The organism is Enterobacter cloacae complex sp. AR_0002 (genome assembly GCF_001922365.1).
Lineage (GTDB): Bacteria > Pseudomonadota > Gammaproteobacteria > Enterobacterales > Enterobacteriaceae > Enterobacter > Enterobacter hormaechei_C.
In genome coordinates, this window is record NZ_CP018814.1 from 1,948,395 (window position 1) to 1,974,745 (window position 26,351).

The window sequence follows — 26,351 nt, forward strand, 5'->3', positions numbered from 1 at the left end:
TTTAACCTACCATATTATTAAGTTGCAGAAGCGGTTGTAATATTGAAAGCACGATGAATAAAACAATCGTCGCCATGGATACCACCAGCGCCGGTTCAAAGACCGACAGCGTTAATGTAATTCGATGTTGTAAGGCCGATTCCTGATTTTCCGCCGCGCGATCCATTAAATTACCTAATTCCCCGCTCTCTTCACCGGAGGCAATCATATACAGCATGGTGGGCGGGAATAATTTCGCCTGTTCCAGCGCCGCATACAGCGACGCCCCCTGGCGCACGGTGTCGGCGGCCTGCTCCAGCACCTGCCGGGCATAGCGGTTTTCGATACCGTCCATCGCGATATACATCCCCTCCAGCAGCGGCACGCTACTGGCCTGCAAAATACTCAGGGTACGGATATAGCGGGCGCTGTTGATGGCGCAGACCAGCTTTTTAATCGGCGAGCCGTTCACCAGCCAGCTGTGCCAGCGAAAACGGTTTTTGGCATTCCTCAGCCAGGTTTTGAAGCCGATAAAGCCGCCCCCCAGAATGCCCACAATATAAATGCCCCAGGCTTGCAGGAAATCACTTACCGCAATCAGCGTCCGGGTGGTGATCGGCAGCTGCTGCTTCATGTGAGTGAACTGCTCGATCACCTGCGGCACCACCGCCACCAGCAGGATGCTGATGACCGCGATGGCGACCACGGTGAGGGTTATCGGGTAGACCATCGCCTGCGTCAGCTTACTTTTCATCTTCTGGCGCTGCTCGTTGTACTCCGCCAGCTTCTCCAGCACGTCGCCCAGGTGACCGGTTTTCTCCCCGGCCATCACCAGCGTGCAGTAAAGCTTGTCGAAGGTGCGCGGGAACTGGCTGAAGGCATCGAACAGGGTGTGGCCTTCCACCACCTTCTCGCGGATCTCCACCACCATCGCCGCCAGCTTTTTGTCTTCCGTCTGCTTCGAGATCGCCTTCAGCGCGCTCTCCAGCGGCAGCGCGGCGTTGACCAGCGTCGAAAGCTGACGGGTAAACATCGACAGCACCGGAGTGGAGAGCTTCACCCCGGTTTTCGCTTTCCCGCCAGCCGCCGTATCGCGGGTTTCGGTAATGCTGACGGGCATCAGTTTTTGCTCGCGAAGCCACTGGCGAACCTGCTTCTGCCCCTCGGCCTGTAACGTCCCGCGCTGGGTTTTCCCCGCGGCATCCGTCGCTGTCCAGGCGTAGAAAGCCATTATGCATCCCCCCCACGCTCGGCGGTGACGCGCATGACCTCTTCCAGAGACGTCACGCCGCCGATCACCTTCAGCAGCCCGTTTTCACGCAGGCTGTAGGCCTGCTTAAAGAGCTGCGTTTCGAGGGACATTTCGTCCTTATCTTCATGGATGGCGCGGCGCATGGCGCTGTCCACCACCAGAAATTCATGAATACCGGCGCGGCCCTGATAGCCGCTCTGACGGCAGTGTTCGCACCCCACCGCGCGGTAAATCGCTTCTGGCGGCGCGTCCATAAAGCTGAACAGCGCTTTTTCATTGGCGTCCAGCGGACTGGTGGTCCGGCAGTGCGTACACAGCCGACGCACCAGACGCTGGGCAATGACACCGAGCAACGATGAACCGATTAAGAAGGACTCCAGCCCCATATCCCGCAGACGGGTTATCGCCCCTGCGGCACTGTTGGTGTGCAGCGTCGACATCACCAGGTGACCGGTCAGCGACGCCTGCACCGCAATCTGGGCGGTCTCACCGTCACGAATTTCCCCGATCATTACCACGTCCGGGTCCTGACGCAGAATGGCGCGCAGCCCGCGGGCAAAGGTCATGTCCACGCGCGGGTTAACCTGCGTCTGCCCCACCCCTTCCAGCTCGTACTCAATCGGATCTTCCACGGTCAGAATGTTGCGTTCGTGGCCGTTCAGCGCTGAAAGAATGGCGTACAGCGTGGTGCTTTTACCGGAACCCGTCGGGCCGGTAACGAGGATGATCCCGTGCGGGCGTTCGATCAGCCCTTTCAGCTTCTCCAGTTCTTCATCAATCAGCCCCAGCTTGTTGATGTCGGGCTTGAGATTGCTTTTATCGAGCAGACGCATCACCACGCGCTCGCCGTACTGGGACGGAATGGTCGACACACGCACGTCGATCGCCTTGCGACCGATGCGCAGGGAGATACGGCCATCCTGGGGGAGACGTTTCTCGGCGATGTCGAGTTTCGACATGACCTTGATTCGCGATACCAGCAGCGGGGCGAGCTTACGCGCCGGTTCCAGCACCGGGCGCAGCACGCCGTCAACGCGAAAGCGAATGCTCAGGGTGCGCTCGAAGGTTTCGATATGAATATCCGACGCGCCGTCCTTCACCGCCTCGCCGAGAATGGCGTTGATCAGGCGGATCACCGGCGAGTTTTCGTCGTTATCGAGCAGATCTTCGTTATCCGGGATCTCCTCGGTTAACGCCATCAGATCGATATCCGCGTCCATGTCGTCCACCAGCTGCTGCGACACGCCGCTGCTCTGCTGCCAGATTTTGGCCAGCATCTCATCAAACGCTTCCGGCGCCAGGGTGATCGGGACGAACGCGCGTCCAAGCACCCGGCGCACCTCCAGCAGTGCTAACGCCGGGGTGTCCTCACGGATATAGACGTCATTGTTGTAAAGCAGAACGCCGTTATCTTTTGCGTAGTTGCTGCTACACAGGGATTTACTCAGTTCGTCCACGTTTTATCCCTCCGCCTTACTCTTTAAACGGATTGCGTGCCGCGGAGGTTTTCACCGGTGCGACGTGAGGGCTTGCTGAAGGAAACGCGGGCAGGACGGCATTGTCGCTCGGCTCAACAATACCGAGCTTTTTCTCTTCCACGCGCTGCATCTGGCGCACCCGGATCTGGTCATATTTCTCTTTCGAGGCTGCGCTGTAGTTGTCGTCGTCACGCAGGACGGTGGTATGAATAAACACCATCAGGTTGCGTTTAGACGTATCCTGCGAGGTGTAACGGAACAGCTGCCCGACCAGCGGGATATCGCCGAGCAGCGGCACTTTGGAGACGGACTGTTTGGTCACATTTTCCATCAGGCCGCCGAGCACCACCGTCTGGCCACTGTGAACCATCACTTCGTTATTGATCGTGCGCGTGTTGAAGGTTGGGCCGAGGCTCGAATCTTCCGTCGCGCTGTTGTCAACGCTGGACACTTCCTGCTCAATCTTCAGGTGGATCATGTCGCCATCGTTGATTTGCGGCACAATCTTCAGCTTGGTACCGACGGTTTTACGCTCAACGGAGTTAAACACGTTGTCGCCGCTGGTGGTTTGCGAACCGGAAAGCACCGGCACATCCTGACCGACGTTGAATGACGCTTCTTTGTTATCCAGCGTGACCACGCTTGGCGTGGAGAGGATGTCGTTTTTGCCGTTGGTGGAGAGCGCGGTCATCAGCGCACCGAAATCACCGTTAAAGAAGCCGGTCGCCAGACCAGTGAAGCTCGCCCCTTTCATGGTGCCATTTTTAATCTGGCTGATTGGCAGGCCGGTAGCGCCAAACTGCACGCCGCCGTGCTTGCTGGTCCACTGCACCCCAAGATCCAGGCCGTTGCCGTCCTGCACTTCGGCAATGATCGCTTCCACCAGCACCTGCGGACGGCGAATATCCAGCTTGTCGATCACCTTCTCCAGGGAGTTCATCACATTAGGCTGCGCGGTGATCACCAGGGAGTTGGTTGACTCGTCGGCGGTGATATTCAGATCGGTTGAGGCGCTCGCGGTTTTCGCTTTGGCCGCGCCCGGCTTGTCTTTCAGCTGCTCGCCAATCCCGGTCAGCACCGGCACCACTTTGGTGGCGCTGGCATATTTGAGGTAGAAGACGCGGGTGTTCCCCTCGTTATTCTGCTCGCGATCCAGCTGATGGATAAGGGAACGGGTACGCGCGCGCGCATCTTCCGAACCGCTGATCACCAGGCTGTTGGTTTCGTCATCCGCCACCACCTTGGTCGCCAGCTGCGGCGCGTTCTGCCCTTTCTGCTCTTCGTTGTTGAGGTTGTTCAACATATCCGAAAGTTCTTTGGCAGAGGCAAAGCGCAGCGGGATGATTTCGCGGCGCTGAATACCGTCTTTATCGACGCGCTGCACCAGATCCACCAGGCGGTTCACCACCGAGGCTTTACCGGTTAACAGCAGGACGTTGGACGGCTCAAAGTACACCACGTTCCCGATGCCAGTGGCATCGTTGAGCTGACGCAGCAGCGGGGCCAGCTCGCGAACGGGTACGTTTTCCATGCGCACCACGCGGGTGATGATCTCATCACCTTTGCCCGGGTTCTTGCTGTCTGCCAGCGGCGCACCGGCGGTACGCGCCACGCTTGAGCGCACCACTTTGACCATGCCGTTGTCCATCGGGATCACCGACAGGCCGTAGAGATCCAGCACGCTCAGAAAGAATTGGTAGTACTCATCTTCCGTCAGCACGTTGTAGGTTCGGACCGAGACGGTGCCCTGGACGGACGGGTCGACCAGAATGGTTTTGTTGAGATTGCGGCCTACCGTATCGATAAACTCGCGAATATCAGTATTTTTAAAACTCGCGCTAAAGTTAGCTGCAAGCAGCGAACTGGAATATAACGACAATGCGGTCAGCGCCACGCACGCCCAGGGAAATTTTTTCATGTCTGCACACTTGTTAATTGTTTAGAACATTAACCCGAATATTTTCAAGGTGAGCGTGACGCCGCACGACGACATCCGCTTCTTTCATTTTCGACCAGTTGGCAATAATGCTTTTCGCTTTTGCTTCATCGGTCATATCGACAGAGTTAACCTGAACCGCCACATCGCTTTTTTCCAGACCTGACTGACTGTAAAAGGCGGAGGCATTCCTTGGATTTATCCTGTAGCCTTCCAGTCGGCCTTTTTCAATGATGGGTTTTAACACCAGATAATCATCAAGATGCAAACTTTCTGCGCCAGCATCTTTCGTCGATTGTGTAACCGGGCCGCTATCCACGCCCCCCTTAAAATAGTCCGGTTTATTTAACGCCAGTACCTGCGTAACACCTTCATAATTAACCACCACATTATCTTTGTTTATTTCCTGAATAAATGCGTCGTTAAATCCGGCGAGAGGTTCACCCTCACGGTAGCTTCGCTGACCGCCTGGGGTTTTGATAACAGCAAAGGAGAGCCAGGCGTCATCACTGCGCACAATGCCCTCTATCTCCGCTGCCAGCGGGGCTTTTGCCGCATCCGCTAAGTTCTCCTGACGGACGGCAGCCGTAAAAAGCGTGAAGGGTTTATCCTCGCGCGTTTTTTTCAGCGGCTGTAGATCAGCTTTAGCCAACTTATTCGTAACTTTTTTATAATCTTTTAAGGTGAGATACCCTTGCTGGCCGCTAAAAATGAGCAGCACAAACATAATACAAGGCGTTATCCACCGTGACAGAAATGAGAACCTCATTTTTTATCCGGCCTATAGCAAAGCAAAAATAAGCAGCGTCATACTGCGCCAATATGGAGGAAAATAGTAATAAGCTGTTGCAAATACGACCACTGACTTCGCCACCAACTTTCATACAGAAAAATATTGACCGTATAAAATCCAGATGTTAGGCGCGGCCAGCTGGATATTTTTACCCTGTCTGCAAATTGACCGCTCAGGGGCATTACCTTACTTTCTGCTGCTGTTGCTATTCCTAATCAGAGACGGTCAGTCGTTATGTATCAGAGCCACTTTAATTTTAAAAATCCGCCATTCAGGACAATCACCCGTTTATCCGGTGATTTTCTGGTGCCTTATCATCAGGACGTGTTCAACCTGCTGAAAGAGAAAACCCAGCTGGCGGGTATTATCGGGCTTTTTTGCGACGACGCTCCGCTTCTGAGCCACTTCATCGACGCGCTGAAAGCCAGCAGCAATACCGTTATTGCCATCAACGCGTTTCCCAAACTGAGTGCCAGTAGCCTGCTGTACAAACTCAACCCGGGAACGAAAGCGATTAAAGATCGCATGCAGGCGGTGGATGCCGTCCTGCGCCAGTGGCAGGAGGGGAAAGCAAAATCCAGAGTGCTGACGATCGCCCATTCCGAAGCCATGAAGGAGAGCTGCCGTGAAGTCCTGGGAACGCTGCTCACGCGCGCCCAGGAGCTGAACTTCCGGCTCGCCGTGGTGCTGACGGGTGCTGCGGAGCAGGAACGCCTGCTAAAGCAACCTGAACTGCGCGAATATACGCACACACATCATGTCCTGCGCCCCCTCACCTGCCGCGAATACCTGAGCTATGTGCAGGCGCAGTGCGAAGAACACGACTGTGAACATTCGCCGTTGCCGCCTGCCCGCGTGCGCAAAATGCACACGCTGACCAAAGGCAACATCAGCAAACTGAACGCGCTGGCACACCTGTCAATGCTCGCCGCCTGGACGGAACGCGCGGCGCAGGTCAGCCCACGCCATTTACGTCTGGCGGCGGGAGAGATCCTGCCCGCCAAAAAACACGGTAAGCGCCTGGCAACCGTGGGGCTGTTTGCGTCCGTGCTGTTTGCCGCCTGCGGCTGGTATTTTACCTCGTCGATCGGCGCGCGCCTGCCGATCCAGCTGCCGGTACCCGTCAGCTGGAAACAGCAGACGCCAAAACCTGAGGCAGCCGTAGTGCCGGTTATCGACAACGAAATAGTTAATCAGCCGGATGCGATGCATCAGCTTTATCTCATGTGGGGGTATGACGCCTCGGCCGACGATGCGCTGTGCCAGAACGCCGCTAAAGTGAACCTGATGTGTAAACAGGGGAACGCGTCCCCGGAGACGCTGGCGCAGGAAGGGTATCCGTGGGTCAGTGAGCTGAAAACCAGCGGTCACCTTAACTATGCAGTGGTCGCCAGGGTCGGAGATACATCAATTGACTTGTTAATGAATAACCGGACCTGGCAGGTAAGCCGCAGCTGGTTTAACCGGCATGCGACCGGCAACTTCACCCAGTTGCACCGCCTGACACCGGAAGGAAAAGACGCGATCGGCACGGCCAGCGACAGCAAAGACATGGCCTGGCTCGATCAGCAGTTAAGCATCGCGTTGAGCCAGCCCGAAACGCATGCCCGGATCTGGACCGCAGAAATGATGAAACGCACCCGCGAGTTCCAGCAAAAAATGCATCTGCACGTGGATGGCATCCCCGGTGAAGAAACGCTGATGCAGCTGATGCGCGTGACCAACAGCACGCCGGGCGTACTGATTCAGGCAACCCGCACCACCCCGGACGCAAAAATGCAGGAGAAGAAAGCCTAATGTCGACCATCTGCCTTGCGGCCCAGCGCAGCTATACAACCGGGGAAGCGGTCTGGTTTTCGTACCGACTCCCCAGCCTGAAAAACGTATTCGGCAAAACAGCGTTATGGCTGGTCGGGCTTTGCGCCATGCTGGTTGTCGGCCTGTATATGCACGTCTACTGGAACCTGCGCCACCCGGCACCTGAACCGGTCAACGCCAGCGTTGCCAAACCGGAAACGCAGCTTTCGGAAATGCATTACGTGTACGTGAGTAAACCGTTCCCGCATCCGCAGCCTAAAGTTGCGCCAGTGCATGTTGATGCTCCACCGATGCAGGATCTGCCGATCAGCAGTGATGATGCCGACTGGCAGCAGGCGCCCGAGGGCGCGGTGCCGCACGATACCTCGCGGGATACCTTACCCGGAACCGAGGCGCATGAGCACGATATCGCCCCCGCCAGCACGAGCAGTGAAGAGTCATCATTAACGGAATTATTTAAGCAGGCATTAAAAGAGCAGGAGCAGGATTATTCTCAAGGAAAAATTCCCGCGCCGCCGGTTGACGAAACGCAGGATAATTCACAAGCGAGTGTAAAAAACAGTGGAAATAGCCGTTCTCCTTTGAGTGAGAAAGGAGAACGGCGGGAGTAGGTATTAATATTTTTCAGGCAGTGCGGTGAGGTTAAGCAATCGACCTTTTTCCACCACAATATATTGACCTTTTTTCAGATCGGAGAGGATTTTGATAATAGTACTACGTGCGAGGTTAGTGTATTCCTGAATGTAATCATAAACGTTAATATCACGTTGCTGATGAACAGTCAGATCGTTAATCTCATATAAAAATTCACGAACAACAGAATACGCACTGCGGGCAACCAGAACATCATCACGTTTGCTCATCACGCATATGTACCAGGAAAGGACTTTGGTCAGGTCAGGCCACAGATTTTTTTCGGTCATCAGCTGGGCGAAGACCTCTTTCTTGATCGAGCGAACGACCGTATTCGTCCGGACAAGGCCGTACATATGGGTGGCGTTGTAATACATTGACGATAGGCCGAAAAGGCATTGTCCGGTGACAGTAAACATGCACAGTTCGTCAGATTCACGTCGAAATTCGACTTCGCCGCTGACGATGACATGAATGTAACCGGAATCAGTAGTGGAAATTTTCTGCCATTTCTTTAACGTTTTTTCTTCAACGCCTGCGGTTGCAGAAATAATTCTTTCCATTTCATATTGTGGACGTAATTTTTTTCCATAGATGCTTAACATTGTTATACCCGATTTAAGATGTGATTTTTTAAAATAAGATGGCCGCGGCATTTACGCCGAACCATAAATTTTTACCTGATGAAAATCTCAAGAATAAAAATAAAAGAGTAAAGTTTTTGATTAATTCGCTACATTACTTAGCGCGCTATGTGTCCATCTTAAATCGGGATAATTTTAAGTCAATTAACTAAAAATGAAATGAGTTTGTACTTAGGATTAATCTGATAGAAACTTAAGAAAATATACTCACTCGGGGGTAATCCGAAGGTTTACCCCTGCCCGTATTTCTCTAAAAGTGCTTCGACAATCGCCATGGTTTCCACATCCGCTACGCCATTCCATAACTGCGGGCGGAAATGCATCTGGAAAACCATGATGATGCGTTTTTGCTGTGCGGGCGTGCTGTTTTCTGGCACCTCGTAACCGTAGCGCGCCAGCAGATCGAGCAGCGCTGCGGTATCAACCTGCTGATAATGCGGTCGGCCGTTGATATAAAAATTCACCCGCGCCGGATCGGGCCAGGCCCCGATACCCTGCTGCGCCAGCTCGCGCCACGGAAACATCGGGCCAGGATCGTCTTTGCGCTGCGGGGCGATATCCGAGTGTGCCACCACGTTCTGCGGTTTTATGTCGTAGCGGGCGATGATGTCTCTGGCAAGCGGGATCAGCGCCGCAATTTGCCCCGGTTCGAAGGGGGTAAAGGTTTTCACGCCATCGGTTTGCCGCCAGCCGCGGTTTTCCAGCTCAATGCCGACGGAGGTATCATTTATGCGGTTGGTGCCACGCCAGAAGCTGATGCCCGCATGCCAGGCCAGCTCGCTCTCCGGGACCAGCTGCCAGATACGCGGTTTGCCCTGTGGAGCTGGGGGCTTTGCGGGAATGAGATAGTGAGAGCTGACGTTTTTATCGGTCAGGGTCGCAAGCGAGGTGTCGAAATCGTCAGCGGTGTAGTGAATAACCAGCACCTTTATACGCGGGTAGGCCGCCTGCGCCTGATGGCGCGTATCCAGCTCGTACGCGCCTTTATCAACGATGCCCTCTTCCGAGGCGCATCCTGCCAGCAATATCGCCAGCAGGAGGGTTGAGAGCGAACGCTTCATCGACGGGTTTTCACCGCCGTACCGCTTACGCTCACCATCAGCATGCTGGCATCTTTCCCGACCGTTTCGTAGTCGATATCAATGCCTACCACCGCATCCGCGCCCAGCGCTTTGGCCTGCTCGCCCAGCTCCTTAAACGCAATGTCACGCGCTTTACGCAGCTCTTTCTCGTACGCGCCGGAGCGACCCCCGACGATATCCCGAATGCCGGCAAAGAAGTCCCGGAATATGTTCGCGCCCAGAATCGCCTCACCGGTGACCACGCCGCAGTACTCGGTAATCGGTTGACCTTCCAGGGTTGGCGTTGTTGAAAACTGCATACTTTCTCTCCTTCTTTAGCGTTCAATGCGTTAGCAACTGCATTATCGGTTCGTTACGCTATGATTGAAAGGATAGTTAATAAATAAGGAAATCAACATGCGCTACTCTGCTTTAACGCTTTTAGTGCCATGCGCGCTGGTGCTCAGCGCCTGCACAACGCCGGTCACGCCAGCCTTTAAGGATATCGGAACCCGCAGCGGCCCTTGTATTGAGGGTGGCCCGGACGCCGTGGCGCAACAATTTTATGATTACCGTATTCAGCATCGCGGTAATGACCTGACCGCCCTGCGCCCGTACCTGAGCGATAATCTGGCGAAACTGCTCACCGACGCTTCGCGCGATCCGCAGCATAACGCCCTGCTGTCATCCGATCCGTTCTCCAGCCGCGCCACGCTGCCGGACAGCGCCGACGTCGCCAGCGCATCCACCATTCCAAATACTGACGCACGCAATATTCCCCTGCGCGTGAAGCTAACCCAGGGGACGCAAACCTGGCAGGATGAGGTGCTGATGATCCGTGAAGGCCAGTGCTGGGCAGTAGATGATGTACGCTACATTGGCGGCAGCGTTCATGCCCCGGCAGGCACCCTTCGCCAGTCGATTGAGAACCGCTAACGCATCCGTTAAATAAACGTTAACCCCGTAAAATGTCCGGCATTTCAGGCGGAATGCCGACATTTATACTCGCCCCCCTTTCCCGTCGCTATTTTGTGCTATGTTTAAGAGTAAACACGGGTTATATTTAACTTTTAACGCATAAATATTGCATAACTATTCTGTCAACGGTACTATCTGCGGCCTCAATTGCTATAGTTTGCCTGGATGAGTAAAGACTGCCCCGATGAGTATTAAACTAAACGGCATTAACTGCTTCTACGGCGCACACCAGGCGCTGTTCGACATTACGCTGAGTTGCCCGGAGGGCGAAACGCTGGTTTTGCTTGGCCCAAGCGGCGCGGGAAAAAGCTCCCTTCTGCGTGTTTTAAATCTGCTTGAAATGCCCCGTTCGGGAACGCTGGCCATCGCCGGTAACCATTTTGACTTCGCGAAAACCCCTTCTGATAAAGCGATTCGTGAACTGCGTCAAAACGTGGGCATGGTTTTCCAGCAATACAATCTCTGGCCGCATCTGACAGTGGTGCAAAACCTGATTGAAGCCCCGTGCCGCGTGCTTGGCTTAAGCAAAGACCAGGCGATGGCGCGCGCTGAAAAGCTGCTGGAACGTCTGCGTCTGAAACCGTACAGCGACCGTTATCCTCTGCATCTCTCTGGTGGTCAGCAACAGCGTGTGGCGATCGCCCGTGCGCTGATGATGGAGCCAGCGGTGCTGCTGTTCGATGAGCCGACCGCGGCGCTGGATCCGGAAATTACTGCCCAGATCGTGAGTATCATTCGTGAGCTGGCGGAAACCAACATTACCCAGGTCATCGTGACCCACGAGGTGGAAGTGGCGCGCAAAACCGCCAGCCGCGTGGTCTATATGGAAAACGGGTATATCGTTGAGCAGGGTGACGCGAGCTGCTTCACTAACCCGCAAACCGATGCCTTCAAAAACTACTTATCACACTGATGTGTTAGGGAAATTATAATGAAAAAAGTATTGATTGCCGCGCTGCTTGCTAGCGTCAGCCTTTCCGCTACCGCAGCCCAGACCATCCGTTTCGCCACTGAAGCGTCCTACCCTCCGTTTGAATCCATTGATGCGAACAACAAGATTGTTGGCTTCGACGTGGACCTGGCAAATGCCCTGTGTAAAGAGATCGACGCGACCTGTACCTTCAGCAACCAGGCGTTCGACAGCCTGATCCCAAGCCTGAAGTTCCGCCGTATCGACGCCGTAATGGCCGGTATGGACATCACTCCGGAGCGTGAGAAGCAGGTTCTGTTCACCACCCCTTACTACGACAACTCGGCGCTGTTCATCGGTCAGAAAGGTAAATACGCCTCCGTTGACCTGCTGAAAGGCAAGAAAGTCGGCGTGCAGAACGGCACCACGCACCAGAAATTCATCATGGATAAGCACCCGGAAATCACCACCGTGCCGTATGACAGCTACCAGAATGCGAAACTGGACCTGCAAAACGGTCGTATCGATGCGGTGTTCGGGGATACGGCTGTCGTGACTGAATGGCTGAAAGCGAACGACAAGCTGGCTGCCGTGGGTGACAAGGTGACCGATAAAGACTACTTCGGTACAGGTCTGGGTATTGCCGTACGTCAGGGCAACACCGAGTTGCAGCAGAAATTCAACGCTGCGCTGGAAAAAGTGAAGAAAGACGGCACCTACGAAACCATCTACAAAAAATGGTTCCAGAAGTAATTCCTGATGAATGAAATTTTTCCTTTAGCAAGCGCCGCCGGGATGACCGTCGGCCTTGCCGTTTGTGCACTGATTATCGGCCTCGTACTGGCGATGTTCTTTGCGGTGTGGGAGTCCGTTAAGTGGCGCCCTGTCGCATGGCTCGGTTCAGCGCTGGTGACTGTGCTGCGTGGACTCCCGGAAATTCTGGTGGTCCTGTTTATCTATTTCGGCTCCTCACAGCTGCTGTTAACGCTGTCGGACGGCTTCACGATTAATCTCGGCTTTGCGCAAATCCCGGTGCAGATGCAGATCGAGAACTTCGACGTCAGCCCGTTCCTGTGCGGCGTGATTGCGCTCTCCCTGCTCTATTCAGCCTATGCGTCACAAACGCTGCGCGGCGCGCTGAAAGCGGTTCCACAGGGTCAGTGGGAATCCGGTCAGGCGCTGGGCCTGTCGAAAGCGGCGATCTTCTTCCGCCTGGTGATGCCGCAGATGTGGCGTCATGCCCTGCCAGGGCTGGGTAATCAGTGGCTGGTACTGCTGAAAGATACCGCGCTGGTAAGCCTGATCAGCGTGAACGATTTGATGCTGCAAACCAAAAGTATCGCCACCCGTACGCAGGAGCCGTTTACCTGGTACATCGTCGCGGCGGCAATCTACCTGGTGATCACGTTGCTGAGCCAGTACGTTCTGAAGCGTATTGACCTGCGCGCAACGCGTTTTGAACGGAGACCAGGCTGATGCTGGATTATTTACCCGAACTGATGAAAGGGCTGCACACCAGCCTGACGCTGACCGTCGCGTCTATCATCGTGGCGCTGATCCTGGCGCTGATCTTCACCATCGTCCTGACGCTGAAAACGCCAGTGCTGGTGTGGATTGTACGTGGCTACATTACGCTCTTTACCGGTACGCCGCTGCTGGTGCAAATCTTCCTGATTTACTACGGCCCGGGGCAGTTCCCGTCGTTACAGGAATACCCGGTGATCTGGCACCTGCTCTCTGAACCGTGGCTCTGCGCCCTGATTGCCCTCTCGCTGAACAGCGCCGCCTACACCACGCAGCTGTTCTACGGTGCCATTCGCGCGATCCCGGAAGGCCAGTGGCAGTCCTGCGGAGCGCTGGGCATGAGCAAGAAGGATACGCTGGCGATCCTGCTGCCCTATGCCTTTAAGCGCGCGCTCTCTTCCTATTCCAACGAAGTCGTTCTGGTGTTCAAAAGCACCTCACTGGCCTACACCATCACCCTGATGGAAGTGATGGGCCACGGACAGCTGCTGTACGGACGCACCTACGACGTAATGGTGTTCGGTGCGGCGGGTCTGGTCTATCTGGTGGTCAACGGTCTGCTGACGCTGATGATGCGTCTTATCGAGCGTAAGGCGTTAGCGTTTGAGCGCAGGAATTAACCACGCAAATGCATAAAACGGTATTCATGGAGCGGGTAACCTGATGGGTTATCCGCTTTTTTTTGTGATTAAAATAATACTTAATCATTTTTATTGCATATAAATTCATTAACTGGCATTGTACATCCAGGCCGCAGACACGGCGCATCAATAAGACAGACGGGAGCATTACAATGAAAAAGTTAGTTCTGGCCGCATTACTCGCAACCTTCGCCGCTGGCGCATCCGCCGCCGATAAAATCAATTTTGGCGTTTCTGCCACCTATCCGCCGTTTGAATCGCTGGATGCCAGCAACCAGATCGTCGGTTTCGACATTGACCTGGCGAAAGCGCTGTGCAAACAGATGCAGGCCGACTGCACCTTTACTAACCACGCATTTGACAGCCTGATCCCGTCCCTGAAATTTAAAAAATACGATGCGGTGATCTCCGGCATGGACATTACGCCAGAGCGCAGCAAGCAGGTCGCGTTCACCGACCCGTACTACGCAAACTCTGCGGTGGTGATTGCGAAGAAAGGAGCTTATAAATCTTTCGACGAGCTGAAAGGCAAGCGCATCGGCATGGAGAACGGCACCACGCACCAGAAATACCTCCAGGACAAGCATCCTGAAGTGAAAACCGTGGCCTACGACAGCTACCAGAATGCCATTATCGACCTGAAAAATGGCCGTATCGATGGCGTATTTGGCGACACCGCAGTCGTGAATGAGTGGCTGAAAACCAACCCGCAGCTGGGTACAGCGACGGAGAAAGTGACCGATCCGCAGTATTTCGGCACTGGCCTCGGTATTGCCGTGCGTCCGGATAACAAGGCTCTGCTTGAGAAACTGAACGGCGCGCTGAAAGCGATCAAAGCTGACGGTACGTACCAGAAAATCAGCGAGCAGTGGTTCCCTCAGTAATCTCTTTTTGCCGGGTGGTCTGGCCTGCGGGGGTGGTCTGTAGACCGGATAAGCGCAGCGCCACCCGGCAATTTCTCATAGCGGTACAAAGAACCTGAACCGCGCCCCGCTCACGGACTCCATCAGCCTGATCCCACCGCCGTGCAGCTCCAGCATTCTCTTCACGATTAACAGCCCTAATCCCCCACGGTTCTCTCGCGACGCCTGAGGATTTAACGCTGAAGGCCGCTGGAACAAATCGTCGCGCAGCGAGGCATCTACGCCCGTACCATTGTCTGCCACTTCGACCTGAAGTCGTTCATTCTCCTGCCAGACCGCCAGACGAATTTCTCCGCCGCTCGGCGTATGACGGATGGCGTTATCCAGAAGGTTAGTGACCACGCGCTCGATCATCGACACGTCGGCGTTCACCAGCGGCAATCGCCCCGGCACATCAATACGCAGGTTCACCTCGCGCGTGCGGGCGGTAAGCTCAAACTTCTGCGCCACGTCGGAAATCAGTTCAGCCATGGCAAAACGTTCGCGCTGGGGCTTGATGCCGCCGTGCTCAAGACGCGCCAGCTCGAACAGCTGCTGCGACAGATGGCGTACCTTTTGCCCCTGACGCAGCGCGGTAGCGAGGTACTGCTGATGCTCCTGCGGCGACAGCGTGGCGGATTTGAGCGACAGCGTTTCCAGATAACCCAGCAGCGACGTCAGCGGGGTGCGTAAGTCGTGCGAAATGTTGGCGATAAACTCCCGGCGCTGGCGGTCGCTGTCGGCCAGCCGATCCCACTGAGAGGTGATTTTGCGCGCCAGCTCGATAAAGGTATTGCGCAGGATCGCCACTTCATCCTGGCCGGCAGGCTCAAGCGGCTGGGCCGCCAGCTGCTTAATCGCGCTGATGCTGTCCTGCTCCAGCCCGGCCACGTCCAGCGTGAGCTCTTTAACCGGGCGCGTCACCCAGTACCAGAGCAGCACCCCCGCCAGCAGACCAAACAGCGCCACCAGCAGCATCGACCACAGCGCCGTACTCCAGAGCGCTTTGTGCCAGGCCATCTCCGCCAGCGCGTTGGACTCTTCCCCCTGCAAAATAATGTACAGATACCCCTTCAGCTCGCCGTCCTGCCGCAGCGGGGTGGCGCTGAAGACTTTCTTATTCTGGCTTCGGGGATCGTCGCCAAACACCGGCATCACCGTCCCGCTCAGGAAATTCTGTATCGGCGCGAGGTCAATTTTTTGCCGCTGAATGTGCCCCGGCGGGGCGGCATCGGCCAGGATATCGCCATCAGGCGAGACAACATACAGCTCGACGCTCGGATTAAAGGTCATCAGCCGGTCGAACAGCGGTTTTAAGGCGCTGCGATCCACCCTGCCCTGCGAATCCAGAATCGCTTCCCGCTGCACAATCTGCTGCGCCAGCCCGCCGGAGAGCCGCTGCACCATCGCGTTGCCGTACTGCATGCTACTGTAGAGCTGCACCGCACAGGCGACGGTGGCGCAGAGCAGCAGTAACACCGTAAACAGCAGCGTCAGGCGCTGGCTCAGGCTAAAGCGACGCATCATGATTCTGCTCCGCGAATTTGTAGCCTTTGCCCCAAACGGTGCGAACGATCTCCGGCTCGGCGGCATCTTTTTCTATTTTGATGCGCAGGCGGTTAATATGGGTGTTGACGGTGTGTTCGTAGCCTTCGTGCTGATACCCCCACACCTGCTCCAGCAATGCCAGACGTGAAAAGACCTCTCCAGGATGGCGAGCAAAAAAATAGAGCAGTTCAAATTCACGCGGAGTGAGATCGACGTGTTGACCGTTAAGACGCACGGTGCGCGCCAGCGGATCGATAGTCAGACCGTGCGCCTGAATAATGCCGTCCGTCTGCGCCTGGCCCATCGCCTGCTGTCGGCGGAACAGCGCCTTAATGCGGGCAATCAGCTCCTGCACCGAGAAAGGTTTTGCCAGATAATCATCCGCCCCGGTTTCCAGGCCGGTAATACGGTCAGTTTCACTGCTGCGGGCGCTAATGATGATAATGGGCAGGTAACGGGTCATCTGGCGGATACGGCGGCAAATCTCCAGACCATCAACATTCGGCAGCATCAGATCGAGGATCACCGCGTCCCACGGCTGTGTTTCAAGACGCTGTAAGGCGTTGCCCCCGTCGGGCTCGTGGGTAATGGCGTAGCCTTCATCTTCCAGGTTAAGACGCAGGAGTGCCGCGATATCGTGGTCATCTTCTACCAGCAGGATCTGCTTCATGGGTAAGCCTTTATTTGTTTCTCATGGCTTAAGCTTACCCGATTTCACCGGGGGGAAGAGTTCACATTTTGTTGAACATTGTGTGGGGTTTATGCCGGGGGGCGGCTTCGCCTTACCCGGCCTACGCTTTGGTTAACAACGTCAACACTTCATAATGGGCGGTATGGGGGAACATATCGAAAAGCTGAACGCGCGCGATGCGGTAGCCCGGCAGGCTGGCGATATCCTTCGCCATGGTCTGCGCGTTACAGCTGGAGTAGACGATGTACTCCGGCGCCATCTGGCTCAGGTAGTCGCAGAGCGCCTGGCCGATGCCCCGGCGCGGCGGGTTCACCAGCACCAGCTCCGGCACGTTGCCCTGCCCGGTCGCGAACTGCGTGGAGTCCAGCGCCTGGAAGTGCAGATTCGTCAGCCCCAGCTCCGCGGCGGACTGCTTCGCGCAGGCAATCGCTTCGGCGGAGATCTCAATGCCGGTGAGCTGCATGTCTGGCGTGGCACAGTGCAGGCCAAAGCCGCCGACGCCGCAGAACAGATCCCACATGTGATGAACCTGTAACGCACGCACCCAGTCGCGCGCGGTGATGTACAGCGCGCTGGCGACGGTGGGGTTAGTCTGAAAGAAGCTTTGCGGACGGATCCACAGCGGCACGCCGTTAAAACGCTCCTCCAGCGCATGCTGTTCGGTGAAGAAGATCTCTTTCTCCCCTTCCATGATCGCCATATGCACCGGCTGAATATTTGCGGTGATAACCTTGAGCTGCGGAAGCTGTTGCTGCAATCCCGGAAGTGCCGCGCGCAGCTGCTCCAGCTTGTTTTCCGAACGCAGCACAAAGCGCAGCATCATCCCGCCGTCGATCTGGCTTTCGGTCAGCAGAAGGTATTTCAGCTCGCCGCGCCTGCGGGCAACGTTATAGGGCGTTAACCCCGCCCGGGCGATAAACGGTTTCAGAGCGCTAAACACCGACTCAAACGAGGCGGGATACAGCGGGCAGTCGGTTAAATCTTCCGGCGTACCGTCGCGGTGCAGCATCCCCAGCAGCGGCTTTTCAACGCTGCCGCTGACCACCATTTTGGCTTTATTGCGAAAGCCCTGCTCCGGGCCGCTGACGGGTGCGCACCACTCGCCCACCGCGTGTGCTGCCAGCAGCTGTTGCAGGTTGGCCATTTTGGCGGTGAGTTGTTGAGAGACCGGCTGTTCTATCCACTGACAGGAGCGGCAGCGTCCGGCGTCGTAGAGTGCGCACTGCATATGAAAACCTTAAGAAACAAGAGGGCTGCGATTATACACATTATTGCAGGCGGAAGAACCGCCGGCTCGAAGCTGGTGCAAATAGCAGGAACAGAACCAGCATATCCGGCAGTTTTTGGATCACCAGTGAATGGAAAATCTCACGTCGCGACTCACCGGGTATGCTGAACAGCTCCGGATAGCCATAGCCCAGCGAGGCGGCCCACAGGTAGCCTGCGGCTGTGATCTGCGTCAGCAGATACACCCAGCGCGCCCAGTTACGGCCTTTCACCAGCGAGAACGCACAGTAGATCTCAATAAACACCAGCATCAGGCTGCTGAGAAACACCAGCGTCAGATTCCACGTCTGCGCGCTGCGGTGAATAAATTCCCCCATTCCGCGCGGACCCAGCGTGTTCATTATCATCAGCACATCCAGACAGCGGATCATAATAATGGCGAGCGCCGCCACCTGCACCAGTGCAGGGACGTTCGGACGGGCGTGCGAATGACGTGTTTTTTGTAAGAATCCCAATGTTTTTACTTCCCTGAAAAACAGTGCCGCGTCATACGCGGCACATCACTGGAAATAGTAATTCCTTCAGCCGCGTCTTGCACGCTGGATATCGCGCACACGCTGTTTTTCCGCGCGCGCCATCAAATACCAGGCGATAAATCCGACAATTCCGACCACGCCAAGGATGATGGAGGCCAGGGCGTTGATCTCCGGATTCACCCCCATCCGCACGCTGGAGAAGACCAGCATCGGCAGCGTCGTCGCGCCCGGTCCCGACACAAAGCTGGCGATAACCAGATCGTCGAGCGAGAGCGTGAACGCCAGCAGCCAGCCGGAGATCACCGCCGGCATAATCATCGGCAGCGTGATGATGAAAAAGACCTTCAGCGGCGTGGCGCCGAGATCCATCGCCGCCTCTTCAATGGAGCGATCCAGCTCGCGCAGCCGCGAGGAGATGACCACCGCCACATATGCCGTACAGAAGGTGACGTGCGCCAGCCAGATGGTGAGCATCCCGCGATCCGCTGGCCAGCCGATGGCGTGCGCCAGCGCGACAAACAGCAGCAGCAGCGACAGTCCGGTGATCACGTCCGGCATGACCAGCGGGGCGGTGATCATAAACGCAAAACCATTTGCCCCGCGGAAACGGCCAAAGCGCACCATCACCAGCGCGGCAATCGTGCCCAGCACGCAGGCCATCGTCGCCGCCAGCGCCGCAATGGTCAGGCTCAGCCCCACCGCGCTCATCATCGCATCATCGTGGAACAGCTCGCTGTACCAGCGCGTCGACCAGCCCGCCCAGACGGTGACCAGCTTAGAGCTGTTGAACGAGTAGATCACCAGCATCAGCATCGGCGCATACAGGAAGGTAAAGCCGATAATCAGGATCGCAATTCGCCACGGGGAGCGTACTACCGGTAAGTTGTTCATCCGTGGTCTCCCATCTGTTTCTGCTGATGTTTGTGGAACCACATGATCGGCACGATCAGCAGCAGTAACATGACGATCGCCACCGCCGAGGCCACCGGCCAGTCGCGGTTATTGAAGAACTCCTGCCACAGCACGCGGCCAATCATGATGCTGTCCGGGCCGCCGAGCAGTTCCGGGATCACAAACTCCCCAACAGCCGGGATAAACACCAGCATCGATCCGGCGATGATTCCGCCTTTGGTGAGAGGGACAATGACGCTGAAGAAAGTCTTCAATGGGCGTGCGCCGAGATCCAGCGAGGCTTCCACCAGCGAGTAATCAATACGCGTCAGCGCCGTATAGATCGGCAGCACCATAAACGGCAGATAGGCATAGACAATCCCGATATACACCGCAAGGTTGGTATGCAGGATCGTCAGCGGCTGGTCGATCACCCCAAGCCACAGCAGGAAGTTATTCAGTATGCCGTTATTCTTCAGGATCCCCATCCACGCGTACACGCGGATCAGGAACGACGTCCACGACGGTAAAATGACCAATAGCAGTAAAATATTTCGCGTCGACGGCTTGCTGTGCGCCACTGCCCACGCCAGCGGGTAGCCCATCAACAAGCAGCAGATCGTAGAAATAGCCGCAACCTGTAACGACTGCAAATAGGCTTCGAAATAGAGCGGATCGTCGGTCAGTTGCAGGAAATTACCGAGGTTTACGGTCAGCGTCAGCTGCCCGTCGGCCCACTCCCACAGATCGGTATACGGTGGGATCGCCCGCGCCATCTCCGCCAGGCTGATCTTAAAGACGATCAGGAACGGCAGCAGAAACAGCAGGATCAGCCAGATATAGGGCATGGCGATGACCAGCTTGCGGCCATGCGCCATCTGTATGCGCGCCAGCCAGAGCGCGAAACCGCCCGGTTTTTTGACGCGGGCTGGAGGTTCAAGTGTACTCATGACCGCTCCTTATACCGTCAGGACTACGCAACTGTCCGCATCCCAGCAGAGGCTCACTTCGTCGCCCCAGGTTGGCTGTCCCTTGCGATACCGGTGTTCGTTCTGTAACTGGGCGCTGAGCATCTGGCCGCTTTTCAGGCGGACATGGTAAATCGACAGATCGCCGAGATAGGCAATGTGTACCACTTCGCCCACGGCAAAGTTATAGCCATCGGCGGGTGGCTCATCGCATAGCATGATTTTTTCCGGGCGCAGGGCAACGTAAACCGGCACGTTGTCCACCACGGAGTTATCAGAATCAACCTTCAGCGGGTGCACCAGCCCCGGCGATTCAATCACCAGACCGTCGTCCTGGCGTTCCTTCAGCAGCCCTTCGAAGACGTTCACCGAGCCGATGAACTCCGCGCTGTAGCGGGTTGTCGGGTGTTCGTAAATCTCTTCCGGCTCGCCGATCTGCACGAACTTACCGCGATTCATGATCGCAATGCGCCCGGCCATGGTCATCGCCTCTTCCTGGTCGTGAGTCACCATCACGCAGGTCACCCCAACGCGCTCGAGGATATCCACCACTTCCAGCTGCATCCGGTCGCGCAGCTTTTTATCCAGCGCGCCCATCGGCTCGTCGAGCAGTAATAATTTTGGACGCTTCGCCAGACTTCTTGCCAGCGCCACGCGCTGACGCTGGCCGCCGGAAAGCTGATGCGGCTTACGCTTCGCAAACTCCTGCATATGCACCAGGCTCAGCATCTCCGCCACGCGCGCGGTGATTTCGGCTTTCGGCAGTTTGTCCTGCTTCAGGCCGAAGGCGATGTTCTGCTCGACGGTCATGTGTGGGAACAGGGCATAGGACTGGAACATCATGTTGATGGGCCGCTGGTACGGCGGCACGCTGGAGAGGTCTACCCCATCCAGCACGATCTGCCCGGCGGTGGGCTGTTCAAACCCGGCCAGCATGCGCAGCAGGGTCGATTTACCGCAGCCGGATGCGCCGAGCAAAGCAAAAATTTCACCTTTGTAGATCGTCAGGCTGACATCGTCCACGGCATGCTGGCCGTCGAAGGATTTGGTGAGGTTACGAATTTCAAGAAGCGGGGTCAGCGCTTTACGGACTTTCGCCTGCGGGCGGGGGATCGCGTCATTCACGGGGTGCTCTCCGGCATAGATCAACACTGGTGCAAACGCACCGTCAGGGTGCGCATCGCCGGGCGGCGCTAACGCTTGCCCGGCCTACGGGATTTGTCGGCCCGGTAAGCGACGGCGCCACCGGGCAACGATATCAAACGCCGTTACTTACCACTTTTCACCTTGGTCCACGCGCGGGTACGCACACGGTCAATTTTTGGTTCCTGCACTTTCAGGGTGAAGAGCTTGGCAAACACATCGGCTGGCGGGTAGATCGCCGGATTATTGCGGATTTCTTCGCTCACCAGCGGCACGGAGGCCTTGTTACCGTTGGCGTAGTAGACGTGGTCGCTGATGTGAGCAATCACGTCCGGACGCATCAGGTAGTTGAGGAACTGATACGCTTCCTCTTTATTTTTCGCATCAGCCGGCATAGCGAAGACGTCGAAGAACGCCAGCGCCCCCTCCTTCGGAATGAAGTAGGAAACATTCACGCCGTTTTTTGCCTCTTTCGCGCGGTTCGCCGCCTGCCAGACGTCGCCCGCCCAGCCGATGGCCACGCAGATATCCCCGTTCGCCAGGTCGTTGATGTACTGAGAGGAGTGGAAGTAGCGAATATTCGGACGCAGCTTCAGTAGCAGGTCGGTCGCCGGACCGGTGTAGTCGTCGGCCTTGCTGCTGTTTGGATCTTTGCCGAGATAGTTAAGCACGGTGGCGAAAATCTCTTCCGGCGCATCGAGGAAAGAGACGCCGCAGCTTTTCAGCTTCTCGAGGTTTTCCGGCTTCAGCACTACGTCCCAGCTGTCCAGCTTGACGTCCGGGCCCAGCGCCGCTTTGACTTTATCCACGTTATAGCCAATACCGGTGGTCGCCCACAGGTAAGGCATCGCGTATTTGTTGTCCGGGTCGTGCTTCGCCACCAGCTTCAGCACGTCCGGATCGAGGTTTTTCCAGTTCGGTAATTTGCTCTTGTCCAGCGGCTGGAAGACACCAGCGGTCAACTGACGCTCCAGGAAGCTTGCCGACGGCACCACCAGGTCGAAACCGGTGCTGCCCGCCATCAGTTTGCCTTCCAGCACTTCGTTGGAATCGAACACGTCGTAGACAACCTTAATGCCGGTCTCTTTTTCAAAATTCGCGACGGTGTCCGGCGCAATATAGTCAGACCAGTTATAGACGTGCAGCGTTTTTTGTTCCGCAGCGAGCGTGCCGGCAGAGACGGCCATCAGAGCACCCGCAACCAGACCCGATAACCATTTTTTATTCAAGGCGATCATATTGTTATTCCTTCTGAAAGTTCGTTAACAAACGAACCAAAACTGTGCAGCCTGAAGATATGCAATAATCATGCATAGTTTGTCGCTCTGCCCGAAATAAAATACCCCCCTCATCCCGGCAGGTTCCGCTCGCTTTTTTAAGCACCGCAAGAATAACTGTAGCCCGTGTCTCCGGCTATAGCCCAGACGAAAAAACGCCTTTTATCAATTTTTTATGCAGATTATGTCTACGTGATAAGCCGAAACGGCCGGAGAGGAGGTGAAAAATTCTTTAAAGAAAGGTTAAAAGCAGCAGAAAAAACGGTGTTATGCAGCCGCTCTGGCAGCGACTGCGCAAAAGTCAGACAGGCTTAGTGGAGAAAATTGGGAGATGCATCATTATTCTCGGCGTCATCTTCCGCGCTATACAGCAGGTGATGTGCGTTGGCTTCCATCATGACCATGGAAATTTGCTCTTCGCTCAGGCGCATAAACCAGGCGAACTGCTTGAAGGAGAGCCCCGCGCCGGAGAATAAAGACTGGCAAACCACCAGCTTTGGCAGATTATCATCCTGTATGTCAAGAAACGCTTTCACCGTCAAAGAACTGGCGTTGATCGCTGACAGATCGGATGCCAGCGCCAGCAGCGCGGACGGCTTTACTTCAGCCAGCGCGGAGAAAAGGATCACGTCGTTAATCAGATCGATTTTGGCATCGAAAATGCCGTCGAAATTTTGCATGTGAGGCAGATGCAGCGCCTGGCAGGAGTCGCATTCGAAGAAAGTAATACCGGCATCATCGAGCCATTGACGTAACGTATCCAGTGTAGGTACGACCTGTAAATCCATCGCAGTGCAGCCTCTTAAATAAAAACGTTGTCCAGATTACGCAAAAAGTGCGCGCCGATCCATTTAACCGCCCGTTTTCAGGCAAAATCCCGGCGTCGCATGGCGTTCAATCCATGCGATCATTTTACCTGCAATATCGACGCCTGTGGTTTTTTCCACCCCTTCCAGCCCCGGCGAGGCGTTAACTTCCATCACCAACGGCCCGCGGTCGGCACGCAGCAGATCGACCCCCGCCACGTCCAGGCCCAGCGTCTGCGCCGCTTTCACCGCAATCTCACGCTCGCGCTCGCTGATAAGGGCCACCCGTGCGATACCGCCGCGGTGAAGGTTAGAGCGAAAATCGCCCTCTTTCGCCTGCCGCTCTATGGCGGCCACCACTTCATTGCCCACCACAAAGCAGCGGATGTCGCACCCTTTAGCCTCTTTAATATACTCCTGCACCAGAATATGGGCATTCAGACCGCGAAACGCATCGATCACGCTTTCCGCCGCCTGACGCGTCTCCGCCAGTACCACTCCAATACCCTGCGTACCTTCCACCAGCTTAATGACCAGCGGCGCACCGCCCACCATGTCGATTAAATCGCTGGTGTCGTCCGGGGAGTGAGCAATCCCGGTGACGGGCAGATCGATCCCCTGGCGCGCCAGCAGTTGCAGCGAGCGCAGCTTATCGCGGGCGCGGGAAATCGCCACGGATTCATTGAGCGGATAGCTTCCCAGCATTTCAAACTGGCGCAGCGCGGCCGTGCCGTAATAGGTGATCTGGGAGCCAATACGTGGAATTACCGCATCAAAATGCGGCAATTTGCGGCCTTTGTAATGAATCGACGACGCCGCAGGGTCGATGTTCATATAGCAGGACATCGGATCGAGGATTTCAACCTGATGTCCGCGTTTCGCCGCCGCTTCTCGCAGGCGTTTACATGAATAGAGCGTTCCATCCCGGGACAATATGGCAATTTTCACCCTGCACCTCTCTAAAGACATGGTAAAAGCCTGCCTATCATACACGAGGCGCAGGAGGAATGGACTACCGCGTTGCCCAGCCCTGTTTGTGCAGGTAGTCGAGAATGAACGGGCGGTTCTCCTTGATGATGGTGCGACGAATATGGTCGCTCCAGGTGTCGCGGCGGTTGTTGCTGTCGCGCGTCAGATAGTAGTTCGCCAGCTCTTCATCGTATTGATGCAGAACGTCCTGGTCGACCGGCTGGTAGTGGTTTTCATGCACCAGCATCGCAGCAGGAATGCGCGGCTTCAGATCCGGGTTATCCGCCGGCCAGCCGAGGCACAGACCAAACAGCGGCAGCACGTGTTTCGGCAGCTTCAGCAGTTCCGTCACGCTTTCGATGTTGTTACGCAGCCCGCCAATATAGACGCCGCCAAGCCCCAGTGATTCCGCCGCCGTGAACGCGTTTTGCGCCATCAGTGCCGTATCCACAACGCCCAGCAGCAGCTGTTCCGCCAGCCCCAGCTCGGCCTCAGGACAGATTTGCAGGTGACGGTTAAAATCGGCGCAGAACACCCAGAACTCAGCCGCCTGGGCAACGTGCTTTTGTCCGCCCGTCAGCGTTACCAGCTGCTCACGCATCGCCGGATCGGTGATGCGGATAATGGAGCTGCACTGCAAAAAGCTGGAGCTGGAGGTGCCTCTTGCGCTGTCGATGATCGCGTCCCGCTGCGCCTGGGTAATCGGCTCATCGGTGAAATGGCGAATGGAACGGTGGGAACGAAGCAGGTCAATGGTTGGCGTCATTTTGTCTCTCTTTGTGTTGCGTAAAACGTATGGCAGCCAGTATAGGCAATGATCCACCTGATGTAATTGGCGAAACATAGCCTGACTGTATCAAAGTGACAGGTGAAACCTTCTTTCCATGACGGCAGGTTATCGTGCACTATAGGCGCTATTCGCCGTCAGGCTTGTTTTTTGAGGAGAGAGAAATGTTTGCAGTAATTTTTGGTCGTCCAGGATGCCCTTACTGTGTACGCGCGAAAGAGCTGGCAGAAAAACTGACTGAAGAACGTGATGATTTCAACTTCCGTTACGTGGATATCCACGCGGAAGGCATCACTAAAGCCGATCTGGAAAAAACTGTGGGTAAACCGGTTGAAACCGTGCCGCAGATCTTCCTCGATCAGAAACACATCGGCGGCTGCACCGATTTTGAGGCCTACGCCAAAGAACACCTGGGCCTGTTTGCGGCTCAGTAATGCGAAGACGCCCTCACCCTGAGGGCGTTTTTATTTACGTTGCTTCCGCTGTTGCAGCAGGCTGCGCGTAAATAAGAAACAGAGCGCGCCCAGCGCACACCAGAAAACGCCACTCAGTAGCCACGCCACTTCCTGCCAGACGCTTCTCGACGAGAGAAACAGCACGCGCATCAGAAGCAGGCAGAGCGGGGCCGCAAGCATTGCCCCAATAAGCGGCATCACCACCTCGCCTTTACGTGAGAGAAAACCGGCTACTACCCCCGGCAGGATGAAGAACAACAGGCCCAGCTCGGGATGACCGGACGCTCTGAAGGCGCCTTTCACGTTAAAAGCGAGTGACATGCAAACGACCGTAAACAGCAAAAAACAGCTGATTACGCCAGCCCAGTTTCGTTTAAAGTTCAAACTATCCTCCTGACTTATCTCTATCAAATACAAAAATCGTCCGGTGAACGCCCAGTCAGATAAAGCAATGCGGCAATCCTTGCCAAAGCACGCACAGAAGTCGTGCGATAATAGGTGGCT

Annotated in this window: 28 protein-coding genes; 9 read left to right on the top strand and 19 right to left on the bottom strand. The window is 55.8% G+C overall.

The window, feature by feature from the left end; all coding sequences use genetic code 11:
• Nucleotide 1: 1 nt before the first annotated feature.
• Genes gspF through gspC form a run of 4 tightly spaced genes read right to left on the bottom strand, consistent with a single transcriptional unit; the run spans nt 2 to nt 5,372 of the window.
• Nucleotides 2-1,210: a type II secretion system inner membrane protein GspF gene (gspF, locus tag AM329_RS09605; protein WP_032608941.1), complete on the bottom strand. Its 1,209-nt coding sequence runs from the start codon at nt 1,208-1,210 to the stop codon at nt 2-4.
• On the bottom strand, nt 1,210-2,688 hold the full coding sequence (gspE, locus tag AM329_RS09610; RefSeq protein ID WP_032608940.1) for a type II secretion system ATPase GspE: 1,479 nt from the start codon (nt 2,686-2,688) through the stop codon (nt 1,210-1,212). Before gspE ends, gspF begins: the two co-directional genes overlap by 1 nt.
• 16 nt (nt 2,689-2,704) lie before the next feature.
• The gene (gspD, locus tag AM329_RS09615) at nt 2,705-4,627 is read right to left on the bottom strand and encodes a type II secretion system secretin GspD (protein WP_032608939.1); all 1,923 of its coding nucleotides are present in this window, start codon (nt 4,625-4,627) and stop codon (nt 2,705-2,707) included.
• 13 nt (nt 4,628-4,640) lie between these two features.
• Complete coding sequence (gene gspC / locus AM329_RS09620; RefSeq protein WP_032608938.1) at nt 4,641-5,372, bottom strand: type II secretion system protein GspC; 732 nt, start codon at nt 5,370-5,372, stop codon at nt 4,641-4,643.
• 300 nt (nt 5,373-5,672) lie between these two features.
• On the opposite strand from gspC, the gene AM329_RS09625 reads away from it, so the two are divergent.
• Nucleotides 5,673-7,235 carry an ExeA family protein gene (locus AM329_RS09625; RefSeq protein WP_032608937.1) on the top strand — a complete coding sequence of 521 codons (1,563 nt, stop codon included), beginning with the start codon at nt 5,673-5,675 and terminating at the stop codon, nt 7,233-7,235.
• Nucleotides 7,235-7,867, top strand: a complete 633-nt coding sequence (locus tag AM329_RS09630; RefSeq protein ID WP_032608936.1) for a hypothetical protein — start codon at nt 7,235-7,237, stop codon at nt 7,865-7,867. The genes AM329_RS09625 and AM329_RS09630 overlap by 1 nt, the downstream gene beginning before the upstream one ends.
• Before the next feature lie 3 nt (nt 7,868-7,870).
• On the opposite strand, the gene AM329_RS09635 is transcribed toward AM329_RS09630, so the two are convergent.
• From AM329_RS09635 to AM329_RS09645, 3 genes are all read right to left on the bottom strand, one after another.
• A complete protein-coding gene (locus AM329_RS09635; protein WP_022650695.1) occupies nt 7,871-8,494 on the bottom strand; it encodes a helix-turn-helix domain-containing protein in 624 nt (207 codons plus the stop codon).
• Between the two features lie 269 nt (nt 8,495-8,763).
• On the bottom strand, nt 8,764-9,594 hold the full coding sequence (locus AM329_RS09640; protein ID WP_032608935.1) for an N-acetylmuramoyl-L-alanine amidase: 831 nt from the start codon (nt 9,592-9,594) through the stop codon (nt 8,764-8,766).
• A complete protein-coding gene (locus tag AM329_RS09645; protein WP_003858361.1) occupies nt 9,591-9,914 on the bottom strand; it encodes a heavy metal-binding domain-containing protein in 324 nt (107 codons plus the stop codon). The genes AM329_RS09640 and AM329_RS09645 overlap by 4 nt, the downstream gene beginning before the upstream one ends.
• Before the next feature lie 97 nt (nt 9,915-10,011).
• Here AM329_RS09645 and AM329_RS09650 point away from each other — a divergent pair, with 97 nt between their 5' ends.
• The 6 genes from AM329_RS09650 (at nt 10,012) to artJ (ending at nt 14,531) form a co-directional block, all read left to right on the top strand.
• Nucleotides 10,012-10,530: a lipoprotein gene (locus tag AM329_RS09650; RefSeq protein WP_023315717.1), complete on the top strand. Its 519-nt coding sequence runs from the start codon at nt 10,012-10,014 to the stop codon at nt 10,528-10,530.
• A 226-nt stretch (nt 10,531-10,756) separates the two neighbouring features.
• Nucleotides 10,757-11,485, top strand: coding sequence for an arginine ABC transporter ATP-binding protein ArtP (gene artP / locus AM329_RS09655; RefSeq protein WP_006809439.1), 729 nt, complete (start codon nt 10,757-10,759; stop codon nt 11,483-11,485).
• Between the two features lie 18 nt (nt 11,486-11,503).
• Nucleotides 11,504-12,235: an arginine ABC transporter substrate-binding protein ArtI gene (gene artI, locus AM329_RS09660; RefSeq protein ID WP_006174322.1), complete on the top strand. Its 732-nt coding sequence runs from the start codon at nt 11,504-11,506 to the stop codon at nt 12,233-12,235.
• Nucleotides 12,236-12,241: 6 nt separating this feature from the next.
• Complete coding sequence (artQ, locus tag AM329_RS09665) at nt 12,242-12,958, top strand: arginine ABC transporter permease ArtQ (protein ID WP_003858367.1); 717 nt, start codon at nt 12,242-12,244, stop codon at nt 12,956-12,958.
• Complete coding sequence (gene artM, locus AM329_RS09670; protein ID WP_003858369.1) at nt 12,958-13,626, top strand: arginine ABC transporter permease ArtM; 669 nt, start codon at nt 12,958-12,960, stop codon at nt 13,624-13,626. The genes artQ and artM overlap by 1 nt, the downstream gene beginning before the upstream one ends.
• A 173-nt stretch (nt 13,627-13,799) precedes the next feature.
• Nucleotides 13,800-14,531: an arginine ABC transporter substrate-binding protein ArtJ gene (gene artJ / locus AM329_RS09675; protein ID WP_015571008.1), complete on the top strand. Its 732-nt coding sequence runs from the start codon at nt 13,800-13,802 to the stop codon at nt 14,529-14,531.
• 75 nt (nt 14,532-14,606) lie between these two features.
• On the opposite strand, the gene AM329_RS09680 is transcribed toward artJ, so the two are convergent.
• The 11 genes from AM329_RS09680 to nfsA form a co-directional block, all read right to left on the bottom strand.
• The gene (locus AM329_RS09680; protein ID WP_022650691.1) at nt 14,607-16,076 is read right to left on the bottom strand and encodes a sensor histidine kinase KdpD; all 1,470 of its coding nucleotides are present in this window, start codon (nt 16,074-16,076) and stop codon (nt 14,607-14,609) included.
• Nucleotides 16,060-16,767 carry a response regulator transcription factor gene (locus tag AM329_RS09685; protein ID WP_022650690.1) on the bottom strand — a complete coding sequence of 236 codons (708 nt, stop codon included), beginning with the start codon at nt 16,765-16,767 and terminating at the stop codon, nt 16,060-16,062. The genes AM329_RS09680 and AM329_RS09685 overlap by 17 nt, the downstream gene beginning before the upstream one ends.
• A gap of 121 nt (nt 16,768-16,888) precedes the next feature.
• Nucleotides 16,889-18,016 (bottom strand): 23S rRNA (uracil(747)-C(5))-methyltransferase RlmC, encoded by a 1,128-nt coding sequence (rlmC, locus tag AM329_RS09695; protein WP_032608934.1) that lies wholly within the window; start codon nt 18,014-18,016, stop codon nt 16,889-16,891.
• Nucleotides 18,017-18,056: 40 nt separating this feature from the next.
• Nucleotides 18,057-18,554: a YbjO family protein gene (locus tag AM329_RS09700; protein WP_087920835.1), complete on the bottom strand. Its 498-nt coding sequence runs from the start codon at nt 18,552-18,554 to the stop codon at nt 18,057-18,059.
• Between the two features lie 42 nt (nt 18,555-18,596).
• Nucleotides 18,597-19,442, bottom strand: coding sequence for a putrescine ABC transporter permease PotI (gene potI / locus AM329_RS09705; protein ID WP_003858378.1), 846 nt, complete (start codon nt 19,440-19,442; stop codon nt 18,597-18,599).
• Nucleotides 19,439-20,392 carry a putrescine ABC transporter permease PotH gene (potH, locus tag AM329_RS09710; protein WP_003858381.1) on the bottom strand — a complete coding sequence of 318 codons (954 nt, stop codon included), beginning with the start codon at nt 20,390-20,392 and terminating at the stop codon, nt 19,439-19,441. Before potH ends, potI begins: the two co-directional genes overlap by 4 nt.
• A 9-nt stretch (nt 20,393-20,401) precedes the next feature.
• On the bottom strand, nt 20,402-21,535 hold the full coding sequence (gene potG / locus AM329_RS09715; RefSeq protein WP_017693732.1) for a putrescine ABC transporter ATP-binding subunit PotG: 1,134 nt from the start codon (nt 21,533-21,535) through the stop codon (nt 20,402-20,404).
• Nucleotides 21,536-21,678: 143 nt separating this feature from the next.
• Nucleotides 21,679-22,791, bottom strand: coding sequence for a spermidine/putrescine ABC transporter substrate-binding protein PotF (gene potF / locus AM329_RS09720; RefSeq protein WP_023315715.1), 1,113 nt, complete (start codon nt 22,789-22,791; stop codon nt 21,679-21,681).
• 350 nt (nt 22,792-23,141) lie between these two features.
• On the bottom strand, nt 23,142-23,618 hold the full coding sequence (locus AM329_RS09730) for a YbjN domain-containing protein (protein ID WP_003858385.1): 477 nt from the start codon (nt 23,616-23,618) through the stop codon (nt 23,142-23,144).
• A 63-nt stretch (nt 23,619-23,681) separates the two neighbouring features.
• Entirely contained in the window at nt 23,682-24,584 is a 903-nt protein-coding gene (rimK, locus tag AM329_RS09735) for a 30S ribosomal protein S6--L-glutamate ligase (RefSeq protein WP_032608931.1), read from the bottom strand.
• A gap of 64 nt (nt 24,585-24,648) precedes the next feature.
• A complete protein-coding gene (gene nfsA, locus AM329_RS09740; RefSeq protein ID WP_003858388.1) occupies nt 24,649-25,371 on the bottom strand; it encodes a nitroreductase NfsA in 723 nt (240 codons plus the stop codon).
• A gap of 185 nt (nt 25,372-25,556) precedes the next feature.
• Between nfsA and AM329_RS09745 the strand changes: the two genes are divergently transcribed.
• Nucleotides 25,557-25,826, top strand: coding sequence for a GrxA family glutaredoxin (locus AM329_RS09745; protein WP_006809455.1), 270 nt, complete (start codon nt 25,557-25,559; stop codon nt 25,824-25,826).
• Nucleotides 25,827-25,856: 30 nt separating this feature from the next.
• Here the strand turns inward: AM329_RS09745 and AM329_RS09750 are convergent, their stop codons facing one another.
• The gene (locus AM329_RS09750) at nt 25,857-26,231 is read right to left on the bottom strand and encodes an inner membrane protein YbjM (protein WP_032608930.1); all 375 of its coding nucleotides are present in this window, start codon (nt 26,229-26,231) and stop codon (nt 25,857-25,859) included.
• Nucleotides 26,232-26,351: the final 120 nt, after the last annotated feature.

Bases quoted from the DNA above. Each gene is read 5' to 3' on its own strand.
- gspF (WP_032608941.1), bottom strand. From the start codon at position 1,210: ATGGCTTTCTACGCCTGGACAGCGACGGATGCCGCGGGGAAAACCCAG.
- gspD (WP_032608939.1), bottom strand. From the start codon at position 4,627: ATGAAAAAATTTCCCTGGGCGTGCGTGGCGCTGACCGCATTGTCGTTA.
- gspC (WP_032608938.1), bottom strand. From the start codon at position 5,372: ATGTTTGTGCTGCTCATTTTTAGCGGCCAGCAAGGGTATCTCACCTTA.
- AM329_RS09625 (WP_032608937.1), top strand. From the start codon at position 5,673: ATGTATCAGAGCCACTTTAATTTTAAAAATCCGCCATTCAGGACAATC.
- AM329_RS09630 (WP_032608936.1), top strand. From the start codon at position 7,235: ATGTCGACCATCTGCCTTGCGGCCCAGCGCAGCTATACAACCGGGGAA.
- AM329_RS09635 (WP_022650695.1), bottom strand. From the start codon at position 8,494: ATGTTAAGCATCTATGGAAAAAAATTACGTCCACAATATGAAATGGAA.
- AM329_RS09640 (WP_032608935.1), bottom strand. From the start codon at position 9,594: ATGAAGCGTTCGCTCTCAACCCTCCTGCTGGCGATATTGCTGGCAGGA.
- AM329_RS09645 (WP_003858361.1), bottom strand. From the start codon at position 9,914: ATGCAGTTTTCAACAACGCCAACCCTGGAAGGTCAACCGATTACCGAG.
- AM329_RS09650 (WP_023315717.1), top strand. From the start codon at position 10,012: ATGCGCTACTCTGCTTTAACGCTTTTAGTGCCATGCGCGCTGGTGCTC.
- artP (WP_006809439.1), top strand. From the start codon at position 10,757: ATGAGTATTAAACTAAACGGCATTAACTGCTTCTACGGCGCACACCAG.
- artI (WP_006174322.1), top strand. From the start codon at position 11,504: ATGAAAAAAGTATTGATTGCCGCGCTGCTTGCTAGCGTCAGCCTTTCC.
- artQ (WP_003858367.1), top strand. From the start codon at position 12,242: ATGAATGAAATTTTTCCTTTAGCAAGCGCCGCCGGGATGACCGTCGGC.
- artM (WP_003858369.1), top strand. From the start codon at position 12,958: ATGCTGGATTATTTACCCGAACTGATGAAAGGGCTGCACACCAGCCTG.
- artJ (WP_015571008.1), top strand. From the start codon at position 13,800: ATGAAAAAGTTAGTTCTGGCCGCATTACTCGCAACCTTCGCCGCTGGC.
- AM329_RS09680 (WP_022650691.1), bottom strand. From the start codon at position 16,076: ATGATGCGTCGCTTTAGCCTGAGCCAGCGCCTGACGCTGCTGTTTACG.
- AM329_RS09685 (WP_022650690.1), bottom strand. From the start codon at position 16,767: ATGAAGCAGATCCTGCTGGTAGAAGATGACCACGATATCGCGGCACTC.
- rlmC (WP_032608934.1), bottom strand. From the start codon at position 18,016: ATGCAGTGCGCACTCTACGACGCCGGACGCTGCCGCTCCTGTCAGTGG.
- potI (WP_003858378.1), bottom strand. From the start codon at position 19,442: ATGAACAACTTACCGGTAGTACGCTCCCCGTGGCGAATTGCGATCCTG.
- potH (WP_003858381.1), bottom strand. From the start codon at position 20,392: ATGAGTACACTTGAACCTCCAGCCCGCGTCAAAAAACCGGGCGGTTTC.
- potF (WP_023315715.1), bottom strand. From the start codon at position 22,791: ATGATCGCCTTGAATAAAAAATGGTTATCGGGTCTGGTTGCGGGTGCT.
- AM329_RS09730 (WP_003858385.1), bottom strand. From the start codon at position 23,618: ATGGATTTACAGGTCGTACCTACACTGGATACGTTACGTCAATGGCTC.
- nfsA (WP_003858388.1), bottom strand. From the start codon at position 25,371: ATGACGCCAACCATTGACCTGCTTCGTTCCCACCGTTCCATTCGCCAT.
- AM329_RS09745 (WP_006809455.1), top strand. From the start codon at position 25,557: ATGTTTGCAGTAATTTTTGGTCGTCCAGGATGCCCTTACTGTGTACGC.